The organism is Streptomyces zaehneri (genome assembly GCF_032248645.1).
In the GTDB taxonomy this organism is placed as follows: Bacteria; Actinomycetota; Actinomycetes; order Streptomycetales; family Streptomycetaceae; genus Streptomyces; species Streptomyces coriariae.
The window spans coordinates 83,556-99,885 of the sequence record NZ_JASTTJ010000012.1 but is presented as its reverse complement, the minus strand read 5'-3'; the positions used below and the strand labels follow the sequence as shown (position 1 = coordinate 99,885).

Below are 16,330 nucleotides of genomic sequence, written 5' to 3'. Positions count from 1 at the left end.
CACCCGCGGCCGTCGTCAGCGGGGCCGGCTGAACACCGAGTCCAGCCAGCCCCGCCAGGCGGTCTCGTTCGCCGCGGCGTCGGCGTCCGGCGCGAAGTCGTGGACGCTGACGCCGACCGGGTAGCCCCAGTGGTTGCGGCCGAAGAAGCGGACGAGGGAGCTGTCGCCGCGCAGCCCGATGAAGTACGGGTTGCCGAAGTCGACCACGGCGTCGAGGAGCCGCCCCTCGGGGCCGTCGACCCGGACGCGCGTGCCTTCGGCCGTGTCGTCCGCGAGGCCCAGCGCCCGCGCCACGGCGGTGAGGGCGTCGGGCGCCTTGGACGCGTCGGGCCCGTCGAAGGTGACGAAGGCGACCGGACGGCCGTCGAAGTGCGTCAGGTACTGGCGCAGTGTGTGCAGGTAGAAGTCGGTGTGCCGGCCCGCCGCGTCGTACTGGTTGTCCCAGTCGTCGACGAAGATGCCGCTGTGCACATAGCGCACCCACGCGCGCCGGCCCTCGTCGCGCGGTTCGACGGTGTAGTCGAGCTGGTTGAGGGTCTGTTCGGAGATGCCTTCGACGTTCTCGACCCGGTTGGTGTAGCGGTGGGGCGGGTCCCAGACGGTGACCGTGGACCCGAAGGGGCCCTTGCCGCCCTCGTGCGGTTCCGGCTCCTCCATCGGCCACAGCCACCCGCCGGTCCCCGCGGTGAAGGCGTCCCACACCTGCTGTGGCGTGGCGTCGACCTCGAACTCGCGGGCGATCTCGAATTCCTTGGACATGGTTGACTCCTGATCACTCACTGTCTGGTTCCGGGGTCTCGGGCCGGATCTGGGGCCGGTCCTGCGTCTCGGGCTCGGGTTCGGGCCGGTCCTGCGTCTCGGGCTCGGGTTCGGGCCGGTCCTGCGTCTCGGGCTCGGGTTCGGGCCGGTCCTGCGTCTCGGGCTCGGGCCGGTCCTGGGCCTGGGGCTTGACCGTGGGATGGACGGCCACGACGATCCGGTGGTCGCGGCCGCTCTCGGCATCGGGGGCGTCGTACTTGCGGATGAGCGCGCTGACACCCGCCGTCAGCTCCTGGACGAACGCGGCCCGGTCCGCGGCCGAGGCGAAACGCACCTCGCCGTCCAGCGCGTAGGTCGCCAGGCCCTTGCGGGCCTTCGCGGCACCGGTGAGCAGCGAGCCGACATCGCGCACCAGCCGGGCGCCGAGGGCGAGCAGCCAGCGTGCGGACAGCTGGTCCCGGAAGCGGTCCGGGTCCGGCTGCACCGGGGCGAGCGCGAGCGGCGAGATCACGTACGACGCCGCGGTGGCCCGCATCAGCCGCTCGGTGACGTTGCCCTTGCGGCGCTCTCCGGCCAGCTCGACCAGGCCGTGCCGCTCCAGCGCCTTGAGGTGGTAGTTCACCTTCTGTCTCGGCAGTCCGACCTTGCCGGCCAGCATCGCCGCCGACGCGGGTCCGGCCGCCAGCTCGGCGAGCAGCCTGGCCCGTATGGGGTCCAGGGAGACGGCGGCGGCCTCGGGGTCCTCGATCACGGTCACGTCCAGCATGCGTCCACCGTCTCACCGAACAATTTTTTTGTCCAGGGGAATCAAGTGTTCGGTGAACGGGTGGCAGCGCGCGGTCAGCCGCCCAGCCGGGCCCCACGTCCCGCGCTTGCCGGGCCGCCCGGACGGCCGGCCCCGAAACGTGGAACGTGCCGGTCACGAGCGTGATCCAACGCTCGTGACCGGCACGTCTGCCGCTTCGATGACTGCCGCTTCGATGACTGCCGCTCGGCGGCTACTGCTCCGAGGGCCACCGCTGCGAGGTCCACCGCTCCGAGCGGGCACTGCTCAGGCGCCACCGATCCAACGGCCGCCGCTTCGGCGGCCACTGCTCCGCGGCTACCGCTTCGCCCCGCGGCGGCCGATCACCCCGGCCGCCACCAGCGCCACCGCCGCCGCGCCCACGATCACCACCGGACGCGGGTGCCGGAGGGCGAACCGTACGGGCACGCGGACCGGAGCGGGCGCCGAGCGCTCCGCGGTGCGACCCGCGCGGGCCGCGTTGTCCTTGAAGTCGTGGCGGGCGTGGAGCGCGTGGTCCTGGGCGGTGCGGCCGACGCGGGCGGCGGCGTCCTGAACGGCGTGCCGCGCACGACCCCCTCGCCCCTGGGCCGCGTGGCCCGCCCTTGCCTGCGCCGCGTGTCCCGCGCGGCCCGCCCGTTCCTGAACGGCGTGTCCCGCACGCCCGGCCCGTTCCTGAACGGCGTGTCCCGCACGCCCGGCGCGTTCCTGCATGTGGTAGCTCGCCTGGGACGCCGTGCTGCGCAGTTGTACGGTCATCGCGCCGGCACGGTCCATGAGGTCGGCGGCGCGGGCCCGGGTGCGGCCGCGGACGTCCGCCCTGGCCGCCAACTCCTCGACCGTGGCCCCGAGCCGGTGCCGGGTCCGCTCGATCTGCCGACGCAGGTCGGCCGCTGTCCTGTCCGTCATCGGTGTGCCCTTTCCCTGATCTCCTCGACGTCGGCCCGGACGCTGCCGAGGGTCTCCTCGGGGGTGGGCGGCGCGGCCCGGCGCAGTTGGCCACGGCCGACCGCGGCCAGCACGCCTGCGATCACGAAGAGCACCGCCGTCACGATGAGCGCGGCCGCCCAGACGGGCAGCGCCAGCGCGAGGGCGGCGACGCCCGTGCCCGCGAGCGCCAGCAGCCCGGCGTACGCGAACGCGCCCGAGGCGCCGAGCAGGCCTCCGCCGCGCCCGGCACGCCGCCCTTTCTCGGTGAACTCATGCTTGGCGAGGGCCAGTTCCTGCCGTACGAGCCGAGAGAGCTGTTCGGTGGCCTGGCCGACGAGTTCGCCGACGGTGCGCCCGTCACTGTGGTGTCCGTTGCTCCGCTGCCCGCTGCTGTCGTACCCGCTGCTGTGGTGTCCGTTGCGGACGGGCCGGATGTCCGTGGTCCCGGTCACGGCGTTCCGCCTCCTCTCGGTTCCGGAACGTCCGGGTACCCCGGCCGGCCCCCGCTACCCCCTGCGGCGCCCCTCGACGACAGAACATCGATACAGTAAAACTTACCTGTATGCCGTAGAAGATTTAAGTGGAGCTTCACCTTGGCGGGCCCGACACTACCCGTATGACGACAGTTCGCCCGACGCCCCCGAGTCCGACGCCCATCCCGCCCCTCACCCCGTCCCCGCGCCCCGCCCCGGTCTTCGGCCGTGCGCTCTGCGCGATGGTCACGCCGTTCACCGCCACCGGCGCACTGGATCCCGACGGGGCGCGGCGGCTCGCCGACCGGCTGGTGTCCGCCGGCTGCGACGGACTGGTGCTCTCCGGCACGACGGGCGAGTCGCCGACCACGTCGGACGCCGAGAAGGCGGAACTGGTGGCCGCGGTACGGGAGGCGGTGGGCGACCGGGCGTCGGTCGTGGCCGGGGTGGGCACCTCCGACACCCGCCACACCGTCGAACTCGCCCGGGCCGCCGAGAAGGCGGGAGCGGACGGGGTGCTCGTCGTCAGCCCGTACTACAGCAGGCCTCCGCAGGACGCCCTGGAGGCGCACTTCCGGGAGGTCGCGGACGCCTCCGGGCTGCCGGTCATGCTGTACGACATCCCCGGCCGCACGGGCACGCGGATCGAGCCGGACACCATGCTCCGGCTCGCCGAGCACCCTCGGATCGTCGCGGTCAAGGACTGTTCCTACGACTTCCTCGGCGCCCAGAAGGTGCTCTCCCGCACCGAGTTGGCGTACTACGCGGGCTGCGAGGAGCACCACCTCGCGCTGTACGCGGTGGGCGGAGCCGGCTACGTCAGCACGGTCGCGAACGTGGTGCCGGACCGACTCCGTTGCGCCCTGGACGCGTTCGACGCGGGCGACACCTCCCAGGCCGCGAGACTCCAGCACCAGGCCATGGAACTGGTGGAGTCGATGACGGCCTCGGGCCTGCCCGGAACCGTCACCGCCAAGGGGCTCCTGGGCGACCTGGGCCTGCCGGCCGGCCCGGTCCGGGCACCGCTACGGCCCGCAGACCGCCGGACGGTCGACGGACTGCGCGCGGCCTACGAACGGCTCATGGCCTGCGAACGGCCCGTGGCCTACCAGCGGATCGTCGCCCGGCCGGATTCCTGAGTCCCCGGCGACGGTCGGCCTGTACCTCTCGCGACACGGACGCCCCGCCCCCCAGGTCGGGACCCCCGGAAGCCGCGCGCTCGCGACCATAGCCGCAGCCACTGACAACGAACCTGCCGGCGACCGACCACAGACGATCGCGACTTCCCTCCACCCGGCGTGGGTTGCTCTGGTCGTCGGCCGCGTCGGGGGTGCCGGCCCACGCACAAGCGCCCTCCCCGGCCGTCCTGGGGCCGTGGAAGGGCGCTCGACGGTGGCCGACGCCGACGGCTGCCGACAGTCCGGCAGCAGGTCAGGGCGTTGATCGGCGAGGCGTTGATCTGTACCCGCAGCCGCAGGTCACGGCCACCCGCACGGATCAGCCGCAGGCCACGGCCACCCGTACGGATCAGTTGTGGCTGTGGAGGATTTCGTTCAGGCCGCCCCACACCGCGTTGTTCGGGCGGGCCTCGACCGCGCCGGTGACCGAGTTGCGGCGGAAGAGGATGTTCGAGGCGCCGGAGAGCTCGCGGGCCTTGACGATCTGGCCGTCGGGCATGGTGACCCGGGTGCCCGCGGTGACGTACAGGCCGGCCTCGACCACGCACTCGTCGCCGAGGGCGATGCCGACGCCCGCCTCGGCGCCGATGAGGCAGCGCTCGCCGATGGAGATGATCACGTTGCCGCCGCCGGACAGCGTGCCCATCGTGGAGGCGCCGCCGCCGATGTCTGAGCCGTCGCCGACGATGACGCCCGCGGAGATGCGGCCCTCGACCATCGAGGTGCCGAGCGTGCCCGCGTTGAAGTTGACGAAGCCCTCGTGCATGACCGTGGTGCCCTCGGCGAGGTGGGCGCCGAGGCGGACCCGGTCGGCGTCGGCGATCCGGACACCCTTCGGCGCGACGTAGTCCGTCATGCGCGGGAACTTGTCGATGGACGTGACCTGGAGGTGCAGGCCCTGCGCGCGGGCGTTCAGGCGGACCTTCTCGACGTCGTCCACGGCGACCGGGCCGAGCGAGGTCCAGGCGACGTTGGCGAGGTGGCCGAACATGCCGTCCAGGCTCTGCCCGTGCGGCTTCACGAGCCGGTGGGAGAGCAGGTGCAGGCGCAGGTAGACGTCGTGCGCGTCGAGCGGCTTGTCGTCGAGCGAGGCGATGACCGTGCGGACCGCGACCACCTCGACGCCCCGGCGGGCGTCCGGACCGACCGCCTTCGCCGCACCCTCACCGAGCAGCTCCACAGCCTTCTCGGCGGACAGGCGCTCGGTGCCGGACGGGCCGGGCTCGGCGACGAGCGCGGGCGCGGGGAACCAGGTGTCGAGAACAGTGCCGTCGGCGGCGATCGTGGCGAGGCCGGCGGCCGCGGCGCCGGTGGTGCGGGGAACAGTCGTGTCGGTCATGAGGGCAACCTAACCGGCGGGGGGCCGCAGAGGCCAACCCGCACAGCGGTGTCTCAGGACGCGGGCCGCGCACCCTCGCCGGCCTGGTGAGTTTCTCTTGGGAACCAACTGTGCCAGCATGGCCGTCAGCGACGGGAGGAGGCCCATGGCCCGCAGGACGAGCCTGGAGGATTCCGGCTGCGCCATCGCGCGGGCACTGGACGTCGTCGGGGACCGGTGGACCCTGCTGATCGTCCGCGACGCCGCGCGCGGAGTGCACCGATTCGACGACCTCCAGCGCGAACTCGGCCTGTCCCGGAAGGTGTTGGCCGAGCGGCTGCGGCTTCTCGTCGAGGCCGAGGTGCTCGCGCGGGTGCCGTACCAGGAGCGCCCGGTGCGCCACGAGTACCGTCTCACCCCGCGCGGCCTGGCCCTGTTGCCCGTCCTGGTAGCCCTCCAGGACTGGGGCGACGCCTGGGTCCTGGGTGACGGCGCCACCACGGCCACGGCCGGGCAGGCGTCCGCGGAGGCCCGGCGCGTGCACGCGCTGACGGGCACCCGGCTGCCCGCGCTCCGGCTGCTCGACGACCAGGGCTCGCCGCGGGATCCGGTCGCCGACGACGCGCTCCACACCGTTCTCTACTGCTTCCCCGGCGCCTACGCCCGTCCCGACGCCTACCCACCGGGCTGGGCGGAGATCCCGGGCACCCCGGGCTGCACCCTGGAGTCCCGCACCTACCGCGACCGGCTGGCCGGGTTCCGCTCGGCGGGCGCGGCCGTGCGCGGGGTGTCCACCCAACGCCCGGACGAGCAGGGTGCGTTCGCACAGGAGGAGCGGCTGGGCTTCCCGCTGCTGTCCGACGCCGAGTTGACGTTGATCACCGCGCTGCGACTGCCGACGTTCCGGGCGGCGGGGGCGAGCCGGCTGAAGCGGCTGACCCTCGTCGTGGACCGGGAGCGGGTCGTCCGGCATGTGCGGTATCCGGTGACGGACGTGGCGGGGAGCGTCGAGGAGGCGCTCACCGTCGTCCGGCGCCTGGGCGAGGACGCCCACGCGGAGCTGAACCCGCGATAGCGGGGGCCGGGGCGGCGAGGGACCGGGGCCGCCGAGGGACCGAGCTGCGGGGATACGCCGGGTCAGCGCATGGGGATCAGCCGGGTCAGCGCTTCCCGGGCGTACTCCTCGTCGTAGGGCGCGTCCGTCAGCAGCACCTGGAGACAGATGCCGTCCATCAGCGCGACCAACGCGCGTGCGGTGAGGGGGTCGACGTGCCCCGCGAGGAGGGTGGCGAGGTCCTCGGCCCACTCGGCGGCGACGGGGCGCAGCGCGGGCCGTCGCAGGGCGGCCAGGTACAGCTCGTACTCCAGCTCGACGCCGGTACGCTCGCCGGCCAGCCATTCGCCGAGCAGTCCGGCCAGTTCGGCCGGCAGGTCGAGGCGGGTGTCCGTCAGCCCGCCGTGCGCCGCGACCGCCTTGGCGAAACCCTCGTTGGCCTGCCGCAGGGCGGCGATCATCAGTTCGTCGAGGGTGGCGAAGTGGTAGGTGGTCGAACCGAGGGGCACGTCCGCCTCGGCGGCGACCGAGCGGTGACTCAGTCCGGCCAGCCCCTTCGCCCCGACGACCCGGATCGCCGCGTCGATGATCCGCTGCCGCCGCTCCGGGTCGTGGCGTCGGGGCATCAGTGCGCACCCCCCAGGTTCAGTACGACCACTCCCCCGACGATCAGCAGGATGCCGACGGCCTTGGTGGGCGTCAGGGACTCCCCGAACAGGGCCAGCCCTATGACGGCGATGACCGCGGTGCCGACTCCGGCCCAGATCGCGTACGCCGTGCCGATGCCGACGGTCTTCAGGGTCTGGGCGAGGAGCAGGAAGGAGACGACGTAGCCGGACGCCGTCAGCAGGGAGGGCCAGAGCCTGCTGAAGCCGTCGCTGTACTTCATGGCCGTCGTCGCGGCCACCTCGGCGGCGATGGCGCCGGCGAGCGTCAGGTATCCCATGCGTACAAGCGTACACAACGATACGTACGGGTGTACACAACGATGTCCACACCGGTCGTTCCCGCCCAAGTCGGCGCGAAGCCGGAAGTGTTGTCGATGGGGAGTCGAAAGCGTTATGGAAAGCGCTCACCCAAACGGATGAACCTGAGCCACGGGTTCCACTACTGTTTCACCGTTCACACACCGGGTCATCGCAGCCGCGGCCGCCGTCAGGGAACGCCGCTGGAGGAACAGCGCATGCCAGACAACAAGTCCCGGCCCTCTCAGGAACAGCCCTGGGAGAACGGCTGGGCCCCGGACACCTCCCGGGCACCCGGAACACGGCGCCTCTGGCTGGCCGGCGGTCTCGCCATGGCCACCATCGTGGCGTGCGTGACCGCAATCGCCTTGAACGACAAGCCCGTTGACGACAAGTCGGCGGCCCCTCAGGGACAGACGCTGTCGGACGAGGAGACGGAGGGCGGCCTGATCTCCTTCGCCACCCCCTCCGCCAGCGGGTCGCCGGCACCGACGGGGAAGAAGAGCACGTCCGCGTCCGCGTCGCCGAAGACCTCTTCCTCCCCCGAGGCGCAGGGCAGTTCGACGCCGCACGCCCCGGCCGCGCCGTCCGCGTCGACGACGACGAAGCCGTCCGCCCCCGAGCCGGCCGCCACCCGGCGCTCGGTCCGCTCGGTCAACTACCCCGACCGCTACTGGCATGTGAGCGGCGGCCTGGTGAAACTCGATCAGGTCGGCGGCTCGGAGTCCCGTGCGGACTCCACGTTCACCGTGGTGAAGGGCCTGGCCGACAGCTCCTGCTCCACGTTCGTCACGGCGGACGGCACGTACCTGCGGCACCGCGACTTCGTGCTGCGCGCCGAGCGCGACGACGGCTCGGCCCTCTTCGAGCAGGACGCCACCTTCTGTGCCGTCCCTTCCTCCTACGCCTCCGGCTCGGTCATGCTGGAGTCGGTGAACTACCCCGGCCGTTTCCTGCGCCACAAGAACTTCGCCCTGCGCCTGGACGCGTACGGCTACGGCTCCAACCACCGCGAGGACTTCTCGTTCAACCTGGTGGACGGGCTGGCCTGAGCACACACGAAAGCGGCGGCACCCGATGGGTGCCGCCGCTTTCGTGTGCCGGGGAAGATCTCCGGGAGGATCTCAGGCGGATCCCGGCCGAAATCCCCGACGGGACCTCACCGGGATTCTCAACGGGATCTCAGACGTTGAACCCGAGCGCGCGAAGCTGCTCGCGGCCGTCGTCCGTGATCTTGTCCGGGCCCCACGGCGGCATCCAGACCCAGTTGATGCGCAGCTCGTTGACCAGGCCGTCCGTGGCGGACTTCGCCTGGTCCTCGATCACGTCCGTCAGCGGGCAGGCCGCCGAGGTCAGGGTCATGTCGATCGTCGCGATGTTCGCGTCGTCGATGTGGATGCCGTAGATCAGCCCGAGGTTGACGACGTCGATGCCCAGTTCGGGGTCGACGACGTCGTACAGCGCCTCGCGGACTTCCTCTTCGGAGGCCGGCTTCATCTCAAGGGTCTCGCTCATGCCGTCTTCCTTTCGGCGTCGGCTCCGCCCAGGGCTTGGGCCGTCGCGTCCTTCCACGCCATCCAGCTGAGGAGGGCGCACTTGACCCGGGCCGGGTACTTGGAGACACCGGCGAACGCGACCGCGTCCTCCAGCACCTCCTCCATCGCGTCGTCGGGCTCGATCCTGCCCTTGGACTGCATCAGCTCCAGGAAGGTCTCCTGGATCTTCTGCGCCTGCGCCAGATCCTTGCCGACCAGCAGGTCGTTCAGCACGGACGCGCTCGCCTGGCTGATGGAGCAGCCCTGGCCCTCGTAGCTGACGTCCTCGATCTTCGTGCCGTCGTACTTCACACGGAGGGTGATCTCGTCGCCGCAGGTCGGGTTCACATGGTGCACCTCGGCGTCGCCTTCGCGCAGACCACGCCCGTGCGGGTGCTTGTAGTGATCCAGGATGACTTCCTGGTACATCGAGTCCAACTTCACGACGGCCGACCTCGCATCCCAGCGTCCGATACATGGCCTTCCGGCCGGGGGTCCGGGGGTTGTCCCCCGGGATGACACAGCACGGTCTCAGCTCACGCCCCTCAGCCGAAGAAGTTCCGTACATGCTCCAGACCGTCGACCAGAGCATCGATCTCGGCCGGCGTGGAGTACAGATAGAACGACGCTCGCGTGGTCGCGGGAATTCCGTAGCGCAGGCAGACGGGCCGGGCGCAGTGGTGACCCACCCGGACCGCGATGCCCTGCTCGTCCAGCACCTGGCCCACGTCGTGCGGGTGGATGTCGCCGAGCGTGAAGGAGATCGCCGCGCCGCGGTCCTCGGCCGTCGCGGGGCCGATGATCCGCAGGTCGGGTACCTCGGTCAGGCGACGCACCGCGTACTCGGTGATCGCGTGCTCATGGGCGAGGATCTTGTCCATGCCGATCGCGGACAGGTAGTCGATGGCCGCGCCCAGACCGACCGCCTGCGCGATCGGCGGGGTGCCCGCCTCGAACTTGTGGGGCGCCGGGGCGTAGGTCGACGAGTGCATCGACACCGTCTCGATCATCTCGCCGCCGCCGAGGAACGGGGGGAGGTCCTCGAGCAGCTCCTGGCGGCCCCAGAGGACGCCGATGCCGGTCGGGCCGCACATCTTGTGGCCGGTGAAGGCCACGAAGTCGGCCTGGAGGGCCTGTACGTCCATCGGCATGTGCGGCGCGGCCTGCGACGCGTCGATCAGGACCAGGGCCCCGACCTCCTGCGCACGCCGCACTATCGCCTCGACCGGGTTCACGGTGCCGAGGATGTTCGACACCAGCACGAAGGAGACGATCTTCGTCTTCTCGGTGATGATCTCGTCGATGTTGGAGAGGTCGAGCCGGCCGTCGTCGGTCAGGCCGAACCACTTCAGCTTCGCGCCGGTGCGCTGCGACAGCAGCTGCCACGGGACGATGTTGGAGTGGTGCTCCATCTCGGTGATGACGATCTCGGTCTCGTGGTCCACGCGGTAGGGCTCGTCGGCCCAGCCCAGCATGTTCGCCACGAGGTTGAGCGACTCGGAGGCGTTCTTGGTGAAGATGACCTCGTCGCGGCTCGGCGCGTTGATGAACGCGGCGACCTTGTCACGCGCGCCCTCGTACAGCGCCGTGGCCTCCTCGGCGAGCACATGCACACCGCGGTGGACGTTGGCGTTGTAGCGCTCGTAGTACTCGTTCAGGGCGTCCAGTACCTGGCGCGGCTTCTGCGAGGTCGCCGCGTTGTCCAGGTACACGAGCTTCCGGCCGTCGTGGACCTGCCGGTCCAGGATGGGGAAGTCCTTGCGGATCGCCTCGGTGTCGAGGAGGCCCGGCAGCTGCGTCACGCGGATACGCCACCCTTCGTGTATGCCTCGTAGCCCTCGTTCTCCAGCTTGTCGGCGAGCTCGGCGCCGCCGGACTCGACGATGCGGCCGGCCGAGAACACGTGGACGAAGTCGGGCTTGATGTAGCGCAGGATGCGCGTGTAGTGCGTGATCAGCAGGGTGCCGACCTCGCCGGTCTCGCGGACCCGGTTGACGCCCTCGGAGACGATGCGAAGGGCGTCGACGTCCAGACCGGAGTCCGTCTCGTCGAGGATCGCGACCTTCGGCCGGAGCAGCTCCAGCTGGAGGATCTCGTGGCGCTTCTTCTCACCGCCGGAGAAGCCCTCGTTGACGTTGCGCTCGGCGAAGGAGGTGTCCATGTGGAGACGCTCCATGGCCTCCTTGACCTCCTTCACCCAGGTGCGCAGCTTGGGGGCCTCGCCGCGGATGGCGGTGGCGGAGGTGCGCAGGAAGTTCGACACGGAGACGCCGGGGACCTCGACCGGGTACTGCATGGCGAGGAACAGGCCCGCGCGGGCGCGCTCGTCGACGGACATCTCCAGGACGTCCTCGCCGTCGAGCAGCACGGTGCCGCCGGTGATCGTGTACTTCGGGTGGCCCGCGAGCGAGTAGGCGAGGGTCGACTTGCCGGAGCCGTTCGGGCCCATGATGGCGTGCGTCTCGCCCTGCTTCACGGTGAGGTCGACGCCCTTGAGGATCTCCTTCGTGGCGTTGTCGGCCTCGACGGTGACGTGCAGGTCTCGGATTTCAAGCGTTGCCATGGGTGCCTCAGGACTCCTGGGTGAGGGAGACGAGCACGTCGTCCCCTTCGATCTTTACGGGGTATACGGGGACGGGGCGCGTCGCGGGAAGGCCGGACGGCTTGCCGGTGCGGAGGTCGAAGCTGGAACCGTGCAGCCAGCACTCGATCTGACAGTCCTCCACCTCGCCCTCGGAGAGCGAGACGTTCGCGTGGGAGCAGATGTCGTGGATGGCGAACACCTCCCCCTCGGTACGGACGACCGAGACCGGCGTGCCGTCGAGTTCCACCCGCGTCGGGGTGTCCTCTTCCAGCTCGCTCAGTCCGCAGGCCCGAATGAATCGAGCACGGTCGTAGGCCATCAGACGGTGGCCTCCAGCTCGGACTCGATCCTGGCGAGCAGGCGCTCCTCGATGTCGTCGACACCGATCTGCTGGACCAGCTCGGCGAAGAAGCCGCGGACCACCAGGCGACGGGCCTCGTCGGCCGGGATGCCACGGGCCATCAGGTAGAAGAGCTGCTCGTCGTCGAAGCGGCCGGTGGCGGAGGCGTGTCCGGCACCGACGATCTCGCCGGTCTCGATCTCCAGGTTCGGCACCGAGTCGACCCGCGCGCCGTCCGTGAGGACCAGGTTGCGGTTCATCTCGTAGGTGTCCGTGCCCTCGGCCTTGGCCTCGATGAGCACGTCACCGATCCACACGGCGTGCGCGCCCTCGCCCTGGAGGGCGCCCTTGTAGACGACGTTGGACTTGCAGTGCGGGACGTTGTGGTCGACCAGGAGGCGGTGCTCCTGGTGCTGACCGGCGTCCGTGAAGTACAGACCGAACAGCTCGGCCTCGGCGCCGGGGCCGGCGTACGCCACGCGCGGGTGGAGACGGACGAGATCGCCGCCGAAGGTCACCACGACCGACTTGAAGGTCGCGTCGCGGCCGACGAGGGCGTTGTGCTGGGCCACGTGCACGGCCTTGTCGTCCCAGTCCTGGACGGAGACGACGGTCAGCTTCGCGCCGTCCCCGAGGACGTAGTCGACGTTGGCGGCCAGCACGGCGTCACCGGTGTGGTCGATGACGACGACGGCCTCGGCGAAGGCACCCAGCTCGATGACCTGGTGGCCGTAGGAGACCCCGCCCTCGCCGTGCACCGCGATGCGGATCGGCTCGGTGAGCACCGTCTCCTTGGGGACGGTGACCACGCCGGCCTTCTCGAACGCGGAGTACGCCTGGGCGGCGACCCGGTCCACCGGGGTGCCCGCCTTCCCGAGGCGCGGGTCGTCGCGGTCCACGAGTTCGACGGTGACGCCCTCGGGCGCCTCGACGGCGACCTTCACGCCCTCGCCGGCCGCGACGGCGGTGCCGTCGTGCAGCCCGCGCAGCCGCTCCAGCGGCGTGAACCGCCACTCCTCCTCGCGACCGTGCGGGACCGGGAAGTCCTTCACGTCGAAGGAGGCGGGCGCGCTCATGCGCGTGGCGACGGTCGACTCGGCGGCCACCGCGATCTGGCCCGCGGTGGTGGAGCCCACGGGTAGGGGTCCCCCCGGTCGAGTGGATTCGAGATTGGGGGCGTTCTGAGCCTCAGCCATGGCTGTCGGTCTGCTCTCTTCCTACGTCAGAAAATTGCTGCTGCTGTCGGGGGCGGGTCTTAACCGACCGCGCCTTCCATCTGCAGCTCGATCAGCCGGTTGAGCTCGAGGGCGTACTCCATGGGCAGCTCCTTCGCGATGGGCTCGACGAAGCCGCGCACGATCATCGCCATCGCCTCGAACTCGGTCATGCCCCGGCTCATCAGGTAGAAGAGCTGGTCGTCGCTGACCTTGGAGACGGTGGCCTCGTGGCCCATGGACACGTCGTCCTCGCGGACGTCCACGTAGGGGTACGTGTCGGAGCGGGAGATGGTGTCGACGAGCAGCGCGTCGCACAGCACGTTGGACTTGGAGCCGTGGGCGCCCTCGCCGATCTCGACGAGACCGCGGTAGGACGTCCGGCCGCCCCCGCGCGCCACGGACTTCGACACGATGTTGGACGAGGTGTTCGGCGCCATGTGGACCATCTTGGAGCCGGCGTCCTGGTGCTGGCCCTCGCCCGCGAAGGCGATGGAGAGGGTCTCGCCCTTGGCGTGCTCGCCCATCAGGTAGACGGCCGGGTACTTCATCGTCACCTTGGAGCCGATGTTGCCGTCGATCCACTCCATGGTCGCGCCCTCGTACGCCACGGCGCGCTTGGTGACCAGGTTGTAGACGTTGTTCGACCAGTTCTGGATGGTCGTGTAACGGCAGCGGGCGTTCTTCTTGACGATGATCTCGACCACGGCGCTGTGCAGCGAGTCCGACTTGTAGATGGGGGCCGTACAACCCTCGACGTAGTGCACGTAGGCGCCCTCGTCGACGATGATCAGGGTCCGCTCGAACTGGCCCATGTTCTCCGTGTTGATACGGAAGTAGGCCTGGAGCGGGATCTCCACGTGCACGCCCTTCGGCACGTAGATGAAGGATCCGCCGGACCACACCGCGGTGTTCAGCGACGCGAACTTGTTGTCGCCGACCGGGATGACGGTGCCGAAGTACTCCTTGAAGAGCTCCGGGTGCTCCTTCAGCGCGGTGTCGGTGTCGAGGAAGATGACGCCCTGCTCCTCCAGGTCCTCACGGATCTGGTGGTAGACGACCTCGGACTCGTACTGGGCCGCGACACCGGCGACGAGGCGCTGCTTCTCCGCCTCGGGGATGCCGAGCTTGTCGTACGTGTTCTTGATGTCCTCGGGCAGGTCCTCCCAGGACTCCGCCTGCTTCTCCGTGGAGCGCACGAAGTACTTGATGTTGTCGAAGTCGATGCCCGAGAGGTCCGAGCCCCAGTTGGGCATGGGCTTCTTGCCGAAGAGCCGCAGGCCCTTGAGGCGCAGCTTCGTCATCCACTCCGGCTCGGACTTCTTGGCCGAGATGTCCCGGACGACGTCCTCGTTGATGCCGCGCTTCGCAGAGGCGCCGGCCGTGTCGGAGTCGGCCCAGCCGTATTCGTACTTACCCAGGCCCTCGAGTTCGGGGTGGGCAGTCTCCGTGGGGAGAGTCATGCGGGGTTCCTCCCGGCCGTGCTTGCAGATGCGTTTGGGGTGGCTGTGGAAACTTTGGGGATGAACGTGGTGCAGACGCCGTCGCCGTGGGCGATGGTCGCCAGTCGCTGGACGTGCGTCCCGAGCAGCTGGGAGAAGATCTCGGTCTCCGCCTCGCAGAGCTGCGGGAACTTCTCGGCGACATGGGCGACGGGGCAGTGGTGCTGGCACAGCTGCTCGCCGACCGGTGCGCTGCGCGCCGTAGCAGCGTACCCGTCCGCGCTCAGGGCCTTGGCCAGGGCTTCGGTCCGCTCTTCCGGGGCGGCCGCCTCGATCGCCGCGCGGTACCCGGCGGCCTGTTCGGCGATCCGCGCGCGGGCGAAGGCGACGACGGCCTCGTCCCCGCCGAAGCGCTCCTGGATCCAGCTGAGGGCGTCCGCGGCGAGCTTGTCGTAGGACTGGTCGAAGGCGTCACGGCCGCAGTCGGTGAGGGCGAAGGCCTTGGCCGGGCGCCCGCGCGTCCGTGCTCCGTACACCCGCTGCTCGCGGGCCGCCACGATGTCGTCGGCGACCAGCGCGTCGAGGTGGCGGCGTACGGCGGCCTGGGTGAGGCCCAGCCGGCCGGCCAGCTCGGCGACGGTCGACGGCCCGTGGTCCAGGATGGACCGCGCGACCCGGTTGCGCGTCGAGCGCTCACCGGTCGCGATCTCCTCCTGGGGGGTCCCCGTGGGGGCCTCCCGAACCTCGCCGACGTTTTTCACAACGCCATTGTTGCGTAATTCCTCAGACGCAGGCAAGCCGTGTCCGGATCGGCGGGCGGTGCCCTGCGTCACTTAGGTAAACCTAATCTGACCTGCGGAAACGATCTTTGATCGATCAGGCCAAGGCGTTGTTGCGATAAAACCACTGGTCTGCGGAGCGCCCTTCCAGGACACTGCCGGACCATGCCCACACCCCCTCCCACCGGCCCACTTGTCACCCGCGACAGCCTCGCCGCGGAGCTTCGCGCGCTGGGTGTCGAACCAGGAGAAATCCTGCTCGTGCACTCCTCGCTCAGTTCGCTCGGCTGGGTCTGCGGAGGCGCCGTCGCGGTGGTAAGAGGACTGCTCGACGCAATCGGCCCGGACGGCACTCTCGTGGTCCCCACCCAGTCCGGCGACCTCTCCGACCCGGCCCTGTGGAGCAATCCGCCGGTCCCCGCCCAGTGGTGGGAGCGGATCCGGGCGACCATGCCCGCCTACGACCCCCTCATCACTCCGGCACTGGGCGTGGGCGTGGTCCCGGAGACGGTCCGCACCTGGCCCGGCGCCCTGCGCAGCGCCCACCCGCAGACCTCGTTCGCGGCGCTCGGGGCGCGGGCCGCGGAGCTGGTCGAGGGGCACGCCCCCGACTGCCGGCTCGGTGAGCACAGCCCGCTGGCCCGGCTGGACAGGGCAGGGGCACGCGTCCTGCTGCTCGGCGCCGGCTACGCCACCTGCACCAGCTTCCACCTGGCCGAGTACCGGATCCCGGCCCCGCTCGTCGCGGTGGGCCGGCCGGGGCCCGGCGGGACGTGGGAGACCGTGACCGAGGTGTCGATCGACTCCGATCGCTTCGACGAGCTGGGCCATGACTTCGAACGCGACCGTGACGTCGTACGGGGCACCGTCGGGGCGGCCGACGTACGGCTGTTTCCGGTCGCGGACGCGGTGGCCTACGCGCAGCGGTGGCTGCCGCTGCACCGCTCCCGCGAGGAGGAACTCTGAGCCGGCCCG

Annotated in this window: 19 protein-coding genes; 4 read left to right on the top strand and 15 right to left on the bottom strand. The window is 70.5% G+C overall.

Features of this window, described 5'->3' with window-relative positions:
- Positions 1 to 15 precede the first annotated feature (15 nt).
- The 4 genes from QQM72_RS21045 to QQM72_RS21030 form a co-directional block, all read right to left on the bottom strand.
- Entirely contained in the window at positions 16 to 759 is a 744-nt protein-coding gene (locus QQM72_RS21045; RefSeq protein ID WP_314222409.1) for an SRPBCC domain-containing protein, read from the bottom strand.
- A gap of 13 nt (positions 760 to 772) precedes the next feature.
- Positions 773 to 1,525, bottom strand: coding sequence for a helix-turn-helix domain-containing protein (locus tag QQM72_RS21040; RefSeq protein ID WP_314222408.1), 753 nt, complete (start codon positions 1,523 to 1,525; stop codon positions 773 to 775).
- A gap of 336 nt (positions 1,526 to 1,861) precedes the next feature.
- Positions 1,862 to 2,452 (bottom strand): DUF3618 domain-containing protein, encoded by a 591-nt coding sequence (locus QQM72_RS21035; RefSeq protein ID WP_314222407.1) that lies wholly within the window; start codon positions 2,450 to 2,452, stop codon positions 1,862 to 1,864.
- A complete protein-coding gene (locus QQM72_RS21030; RefSeq protein ID WP_314222406.1) occupies positions 2,449 to 2,925 on the bottom strand; it encodes a phage holin family protein in 477 nt (158 codons plus the stop codon). Before QQM72_RS21030 ends, QQM72_RS21035 begins: the two co-directional genes overlap by 4 nt.
- Before the next feature lie 128 nt (positions 2,926 to 3,053).
- Between QQM72_RS21030 and dapA the strand changes: the two genes are divergently transcribed.
- Entirely contained in the window at positions 3,054 to 4,085 is a 1,032-nt protein-coding gene (dapA, locus tag QQM72_RS21025; protein WP_399078018.1) for a 4-hydroxy-tetrahydrodipicolinate synthase, read from the top strand.
- A gap of 388 nt (positions 4,086 to 4,473) precedes the next feature.
- Here the strand turns inward: dapA and dapD are convergent, their stop codons facing one another.
- Positions 4,474 to 5,463, bottom strand: a complete 990-nt coding sequence (dapD, locus tag QQM72_RS21020) for a 2,3,4,5-tetrahydropyridine-2,6-dicarboxylate N-succinyltransferase (RefSeq protein ID WP_314222404.1) — start codon at positions 5,461 to 5,463, stop codon at positions 4,474 to 4,476.
- A 145-nt stretch (positions 5,464 to 5,608) separates the two neighbouring features.
- Here dapD and QQM72_RS21015 point away from each other — a divergent pair, with 145 nt between their 5' ends.
- The gene (locus QQM72_RS21015) at positions 5,609 to 6,517 is read left to right on the top strand and encodes a winged helix-turn-helix transcriptional regulator (RefSeq protein ID WP_314222403.1); all 909 of its coding nucleotides are present in this window, start codon (positions 5,609 to 5,611) and stop codon (positions 6,515 to 6,517) included.
- A gap of 62 nt (positions 6,518 to 6,579) precedes the next feature.
- Here the strand turns inward: QQM72_RS21015 and QQM72_RS21010 are convergent, their stop codons facing one another.
- Both QQM72_RS21010 and QQM72_RS21005 read right to left on the bottom strand, forming a co-directional pair.
- Entirely contained in the window at positions 6,580 to 7,122 is a 543-nt protein-coding gene (locus tag QQM72_RS21010) for a TetR/AcrR family transcriptional regulator (protein WP_314222402.1), read from the bottom strand.
- The gene (locus QQM72_RS21005; RefSeq protein WP_171396558.1) at positions 7,122 to 7,442 is read right to left on the bottom strand and encodes a DMT family transporter; all 321 of its coding nucleotides are present in this window, start codon (positions 7,440 to 7,442) and stop codon (positions 7,122 to 7,124) included. The genes QQM72_RS21010 and QQM72_RS21005 overlap by 1 nt, the downstream gene beginning before the upstream one ends.
- Before the next feature lie 237 nt (positions 7,443 to 7,679).
- Here QQM72_RS21005 and QQM72_RS21000 point away from each other — a divergent pair, with 237 nt between their 5' ends.
- On the top strand, positions 7,680 to 8,513 hold the full coding sequence (locus QQM72_RS21000) for an AbfB domain-containing protein (RefSeq protein WP_314222401.1): 834 nt from the start codon (positions 7,680 to 7,682) through the stop codon (positions 8,511 to 8,513).
- 130 nt (positions 8,514 to 8,643) lie between these two features.
- Here QQM72_RS21000 and QQM72_RS20995 read toward each other — a convergent pair whose 3' ends face one another.
- From QQM72_RS20995 to QQM72_RS20960, 8 genes are all read right to left on the bottom strand, one after another.
- Entirely contained in the window at positions 8,644 to 8,976 is a 333-nt protein-coding gene (locus tag QQM72_RS20995) for a metal-sulfur cluster assembly factor (RefSeq protein WP_020130530.1), read from the bottom strand.
- Positions 8,973 to 9,440 carry a Fe-S cluster assembly sulfur transfer protein SufU gene (gene sufU / locus QQM72_RS20990; protein WP_314222400.1) on the bottom strand — a complete coding sequence of 156 codons (468 nt, stop codon included), beginning with the start codon at positions 9,438 to 9,440 and terminating at the stop codon, positions 8,973 to 8,975. The genes QQM72_RS20995 and sufU overlap by 4 nt, the downstream gene beginning before the upstream one ends.
- Positions 9,441 to 9,541: 101 nt before the next feature.
- Positions 9,542 to 10,798 (bottom strand): cysteine desulfurase, encoded by a 1,257-nt coding sequence (locus QQM72_RS20985; RefSeq protein WP_020130532.1) that lies wholly within the window; start codon positions 10,796 to 10,798, stop codon positions 9,542 to 9,544.
- Positions 10,795 to 11,559: a Fe-S cluster assembly ATPase SufC gene (gene sufC / locus QQM72_RS20980; RefSeq protein WP_020130533.1), complete on the bottom strand. Its 765-nt coding sequence runs from the start codon at positions 11,557 to 11,559 to the stop codon at positions 10,795 to 10,797. Before sufC ends, QQM72_RS20985 begins: the two co-directional genes overlap by 4 nt.
- A 7-nt stretch (positions 11,560 to 11,566) precedes the next feature.
- On the bottom strand, positions 11,567 to 11,899 hold the full coding sequence (locus tag QQM72_RS20975) for a non-heme iron oxygenase ferredoxin subunit (protein WP_314222399.1): 333 nt from the start codon (positions 11,897 to 11,899) through the stop codon (positions 11,567 to 11,569).
- Complete coding sequence (sufD, locus tag QQM72_RS20970; protein WP_314222398.1) at positions 11,899 to 13,116, bottom strand: Fe-S cluster assembly protein SufD; 1,218 nt, start codon at positions 13,114 to 13,116, stop codon at positions 11,899 to 11,901. The genes QQM72_RS20975 and sufD overlap by 1 nt, the downstream gene beginning before the upstream one ends.
- A 59-nt stretch (positions 13,117 to 13,175) precedes the next feature.
- Positions 13,176 to 14,597 carry a Fe-S cluster assembly protein SufB gene (sufB, locus tag QQM72_RS20965; RefSeq protein WP_020130536.1) on the bottom strand — a complete coding sequence of 474 codons (1,422 nt, stop codon included), beginning with the start codon at positions 14,595 to 14,597 and terminating at the stop codon, positions 13,176 to 13,178.
- Positions 14,594 to 15,337 carry a helix-turn-helix transcriptional regulator gene (locus tag QQM72_RS20960; protein ID WP_314222397.1) on the bottom strand — a complete coding sequence of 248 codons (744 nt, stop codon included), beginning with the start codon at positions 15,335 to 15,337 and terminating at the stop codon, positions 14,594 to 14,596. Before QQM72_RS20960 ends, sufB begins: the two co-directional genes overlap by 4 nt.
- 183 nt (positions 15,338 to 15,520) lie before the next feature.
- Here QQM72_RS20960 and QQM72_RS20955 point away from each other — a divergent pair, with 183 nt between their 5' ends.
- On the top strand, positions 15,521 to 16,321 hold the full coding sequence (locus QQM72_RS20955) for an aminoglycoside N(3)-acetyltransferase (protein WP_314222396.1): 801 nt from the start codon (positions 15,521 to 15,523) through the stop codon (positions 16,319 to 16,321).
- Positions 16,322 to 16,330: the final 9 nt, after the last annotated feature.

Bases quoted from the DNA above. Each gene is read 5' to 3' on its own strand.
- QQM72_RS21045 (WP_314222409.1), bottom strand. From the start codon at position 759: ATGTCCAAGGAATTCGAGATCGCCCGCGAGTTCGAGGTCGACGCCACG.
- QQM72_RS21040 (WP_314222408.1), bottom strand. From the start codon at position 1,525: ATGCTGGACGTGACCGTGATCGAGGACCCCGAGGCCGCCGCCGTCTCC.
- QQM72_RS21035 (WP_314222407.1), bottom strand. From the start codon at position 2,452: ATGACGGACAGGACAGCGGCCGACCTGCGTCGGCAGATCGAGCGGACC.
- dapD (WP_314222404.1), bottom strand. From the start codon at position 5,463: ATGACCGACACGACTGTTCCCCGCACCACCGGCGCCGCGGCCGCCGGC.
- QQM72_RS21015 (WP_314222403.1), top strand. From the start codon at position 5,609: ATGGCCCGCAGGACGAGCCTGGAGGATTCCGGCTGCGCCATCGCGCGG.
- QQM72_RS21010 (WP_314222402.1), bottom strand. From the start codon at position 7,122: ATGCCCCGACGCCACGACCCGGAGCGGCGGCAGCGGATCATCGACGCG.
- QQM72_RS21005 (WP_171396558.1), bottom strand. From the start codon at position 7,442: ATGGGATACCTGACGCTCGCCGGCGCCATCGCCGCCGAGGTGGCCGCG.
- QQM72_RS21000 (WP_314222401.1), top strand. From the start codon at position 7,680: ATGCCAGACAACAAGTCCCGGCCCTCTCAGGAACAGCCCTGGGAGAAC.
- QQM72_RS20995 (WP_020130530.1), bottom strand. From the start codon at position 8,976: ATGAGCGAGACCCTTGAGATGAAGCCGGCCTCCGAAGAGGAAGTCCGC.
- sufC (WP_020130533.1), bottom strand. From the start codon at position 11,559: ATGGCAACGCTTGAAATCCGAGACCTGCACGTCACCGTCGAGGCCGAC.
- QQM72_RS20975 (WP_314222399.1), bottom strand. From the start codon at position 11,899: ATGGCCTACGACCGTGCTCGATTCATTCGGGCCTGCGGACTGAGCGAG.
- sufD (WP_314222398.1), bottom strand. From the start codon at position 13,116: ATGGCTGAGGCTCAGAACGCCCCCAATCTCGAATCCACTCGACCGGGG.
- sufB (WP_020130536.1), bottom strand. From the start codon at position 14,597: ATGACTCTCCCCACGGAGACTGCCCACCCCGAACTCGAGGGCCTGGGT.
- QQM72_RS20955 (WP_314222396.1), top strand. From the start codon at position 15,521: ATGCCCACACCCCCTCCCACCGGCCCACTTGTCACCCGCGACAGCCTC.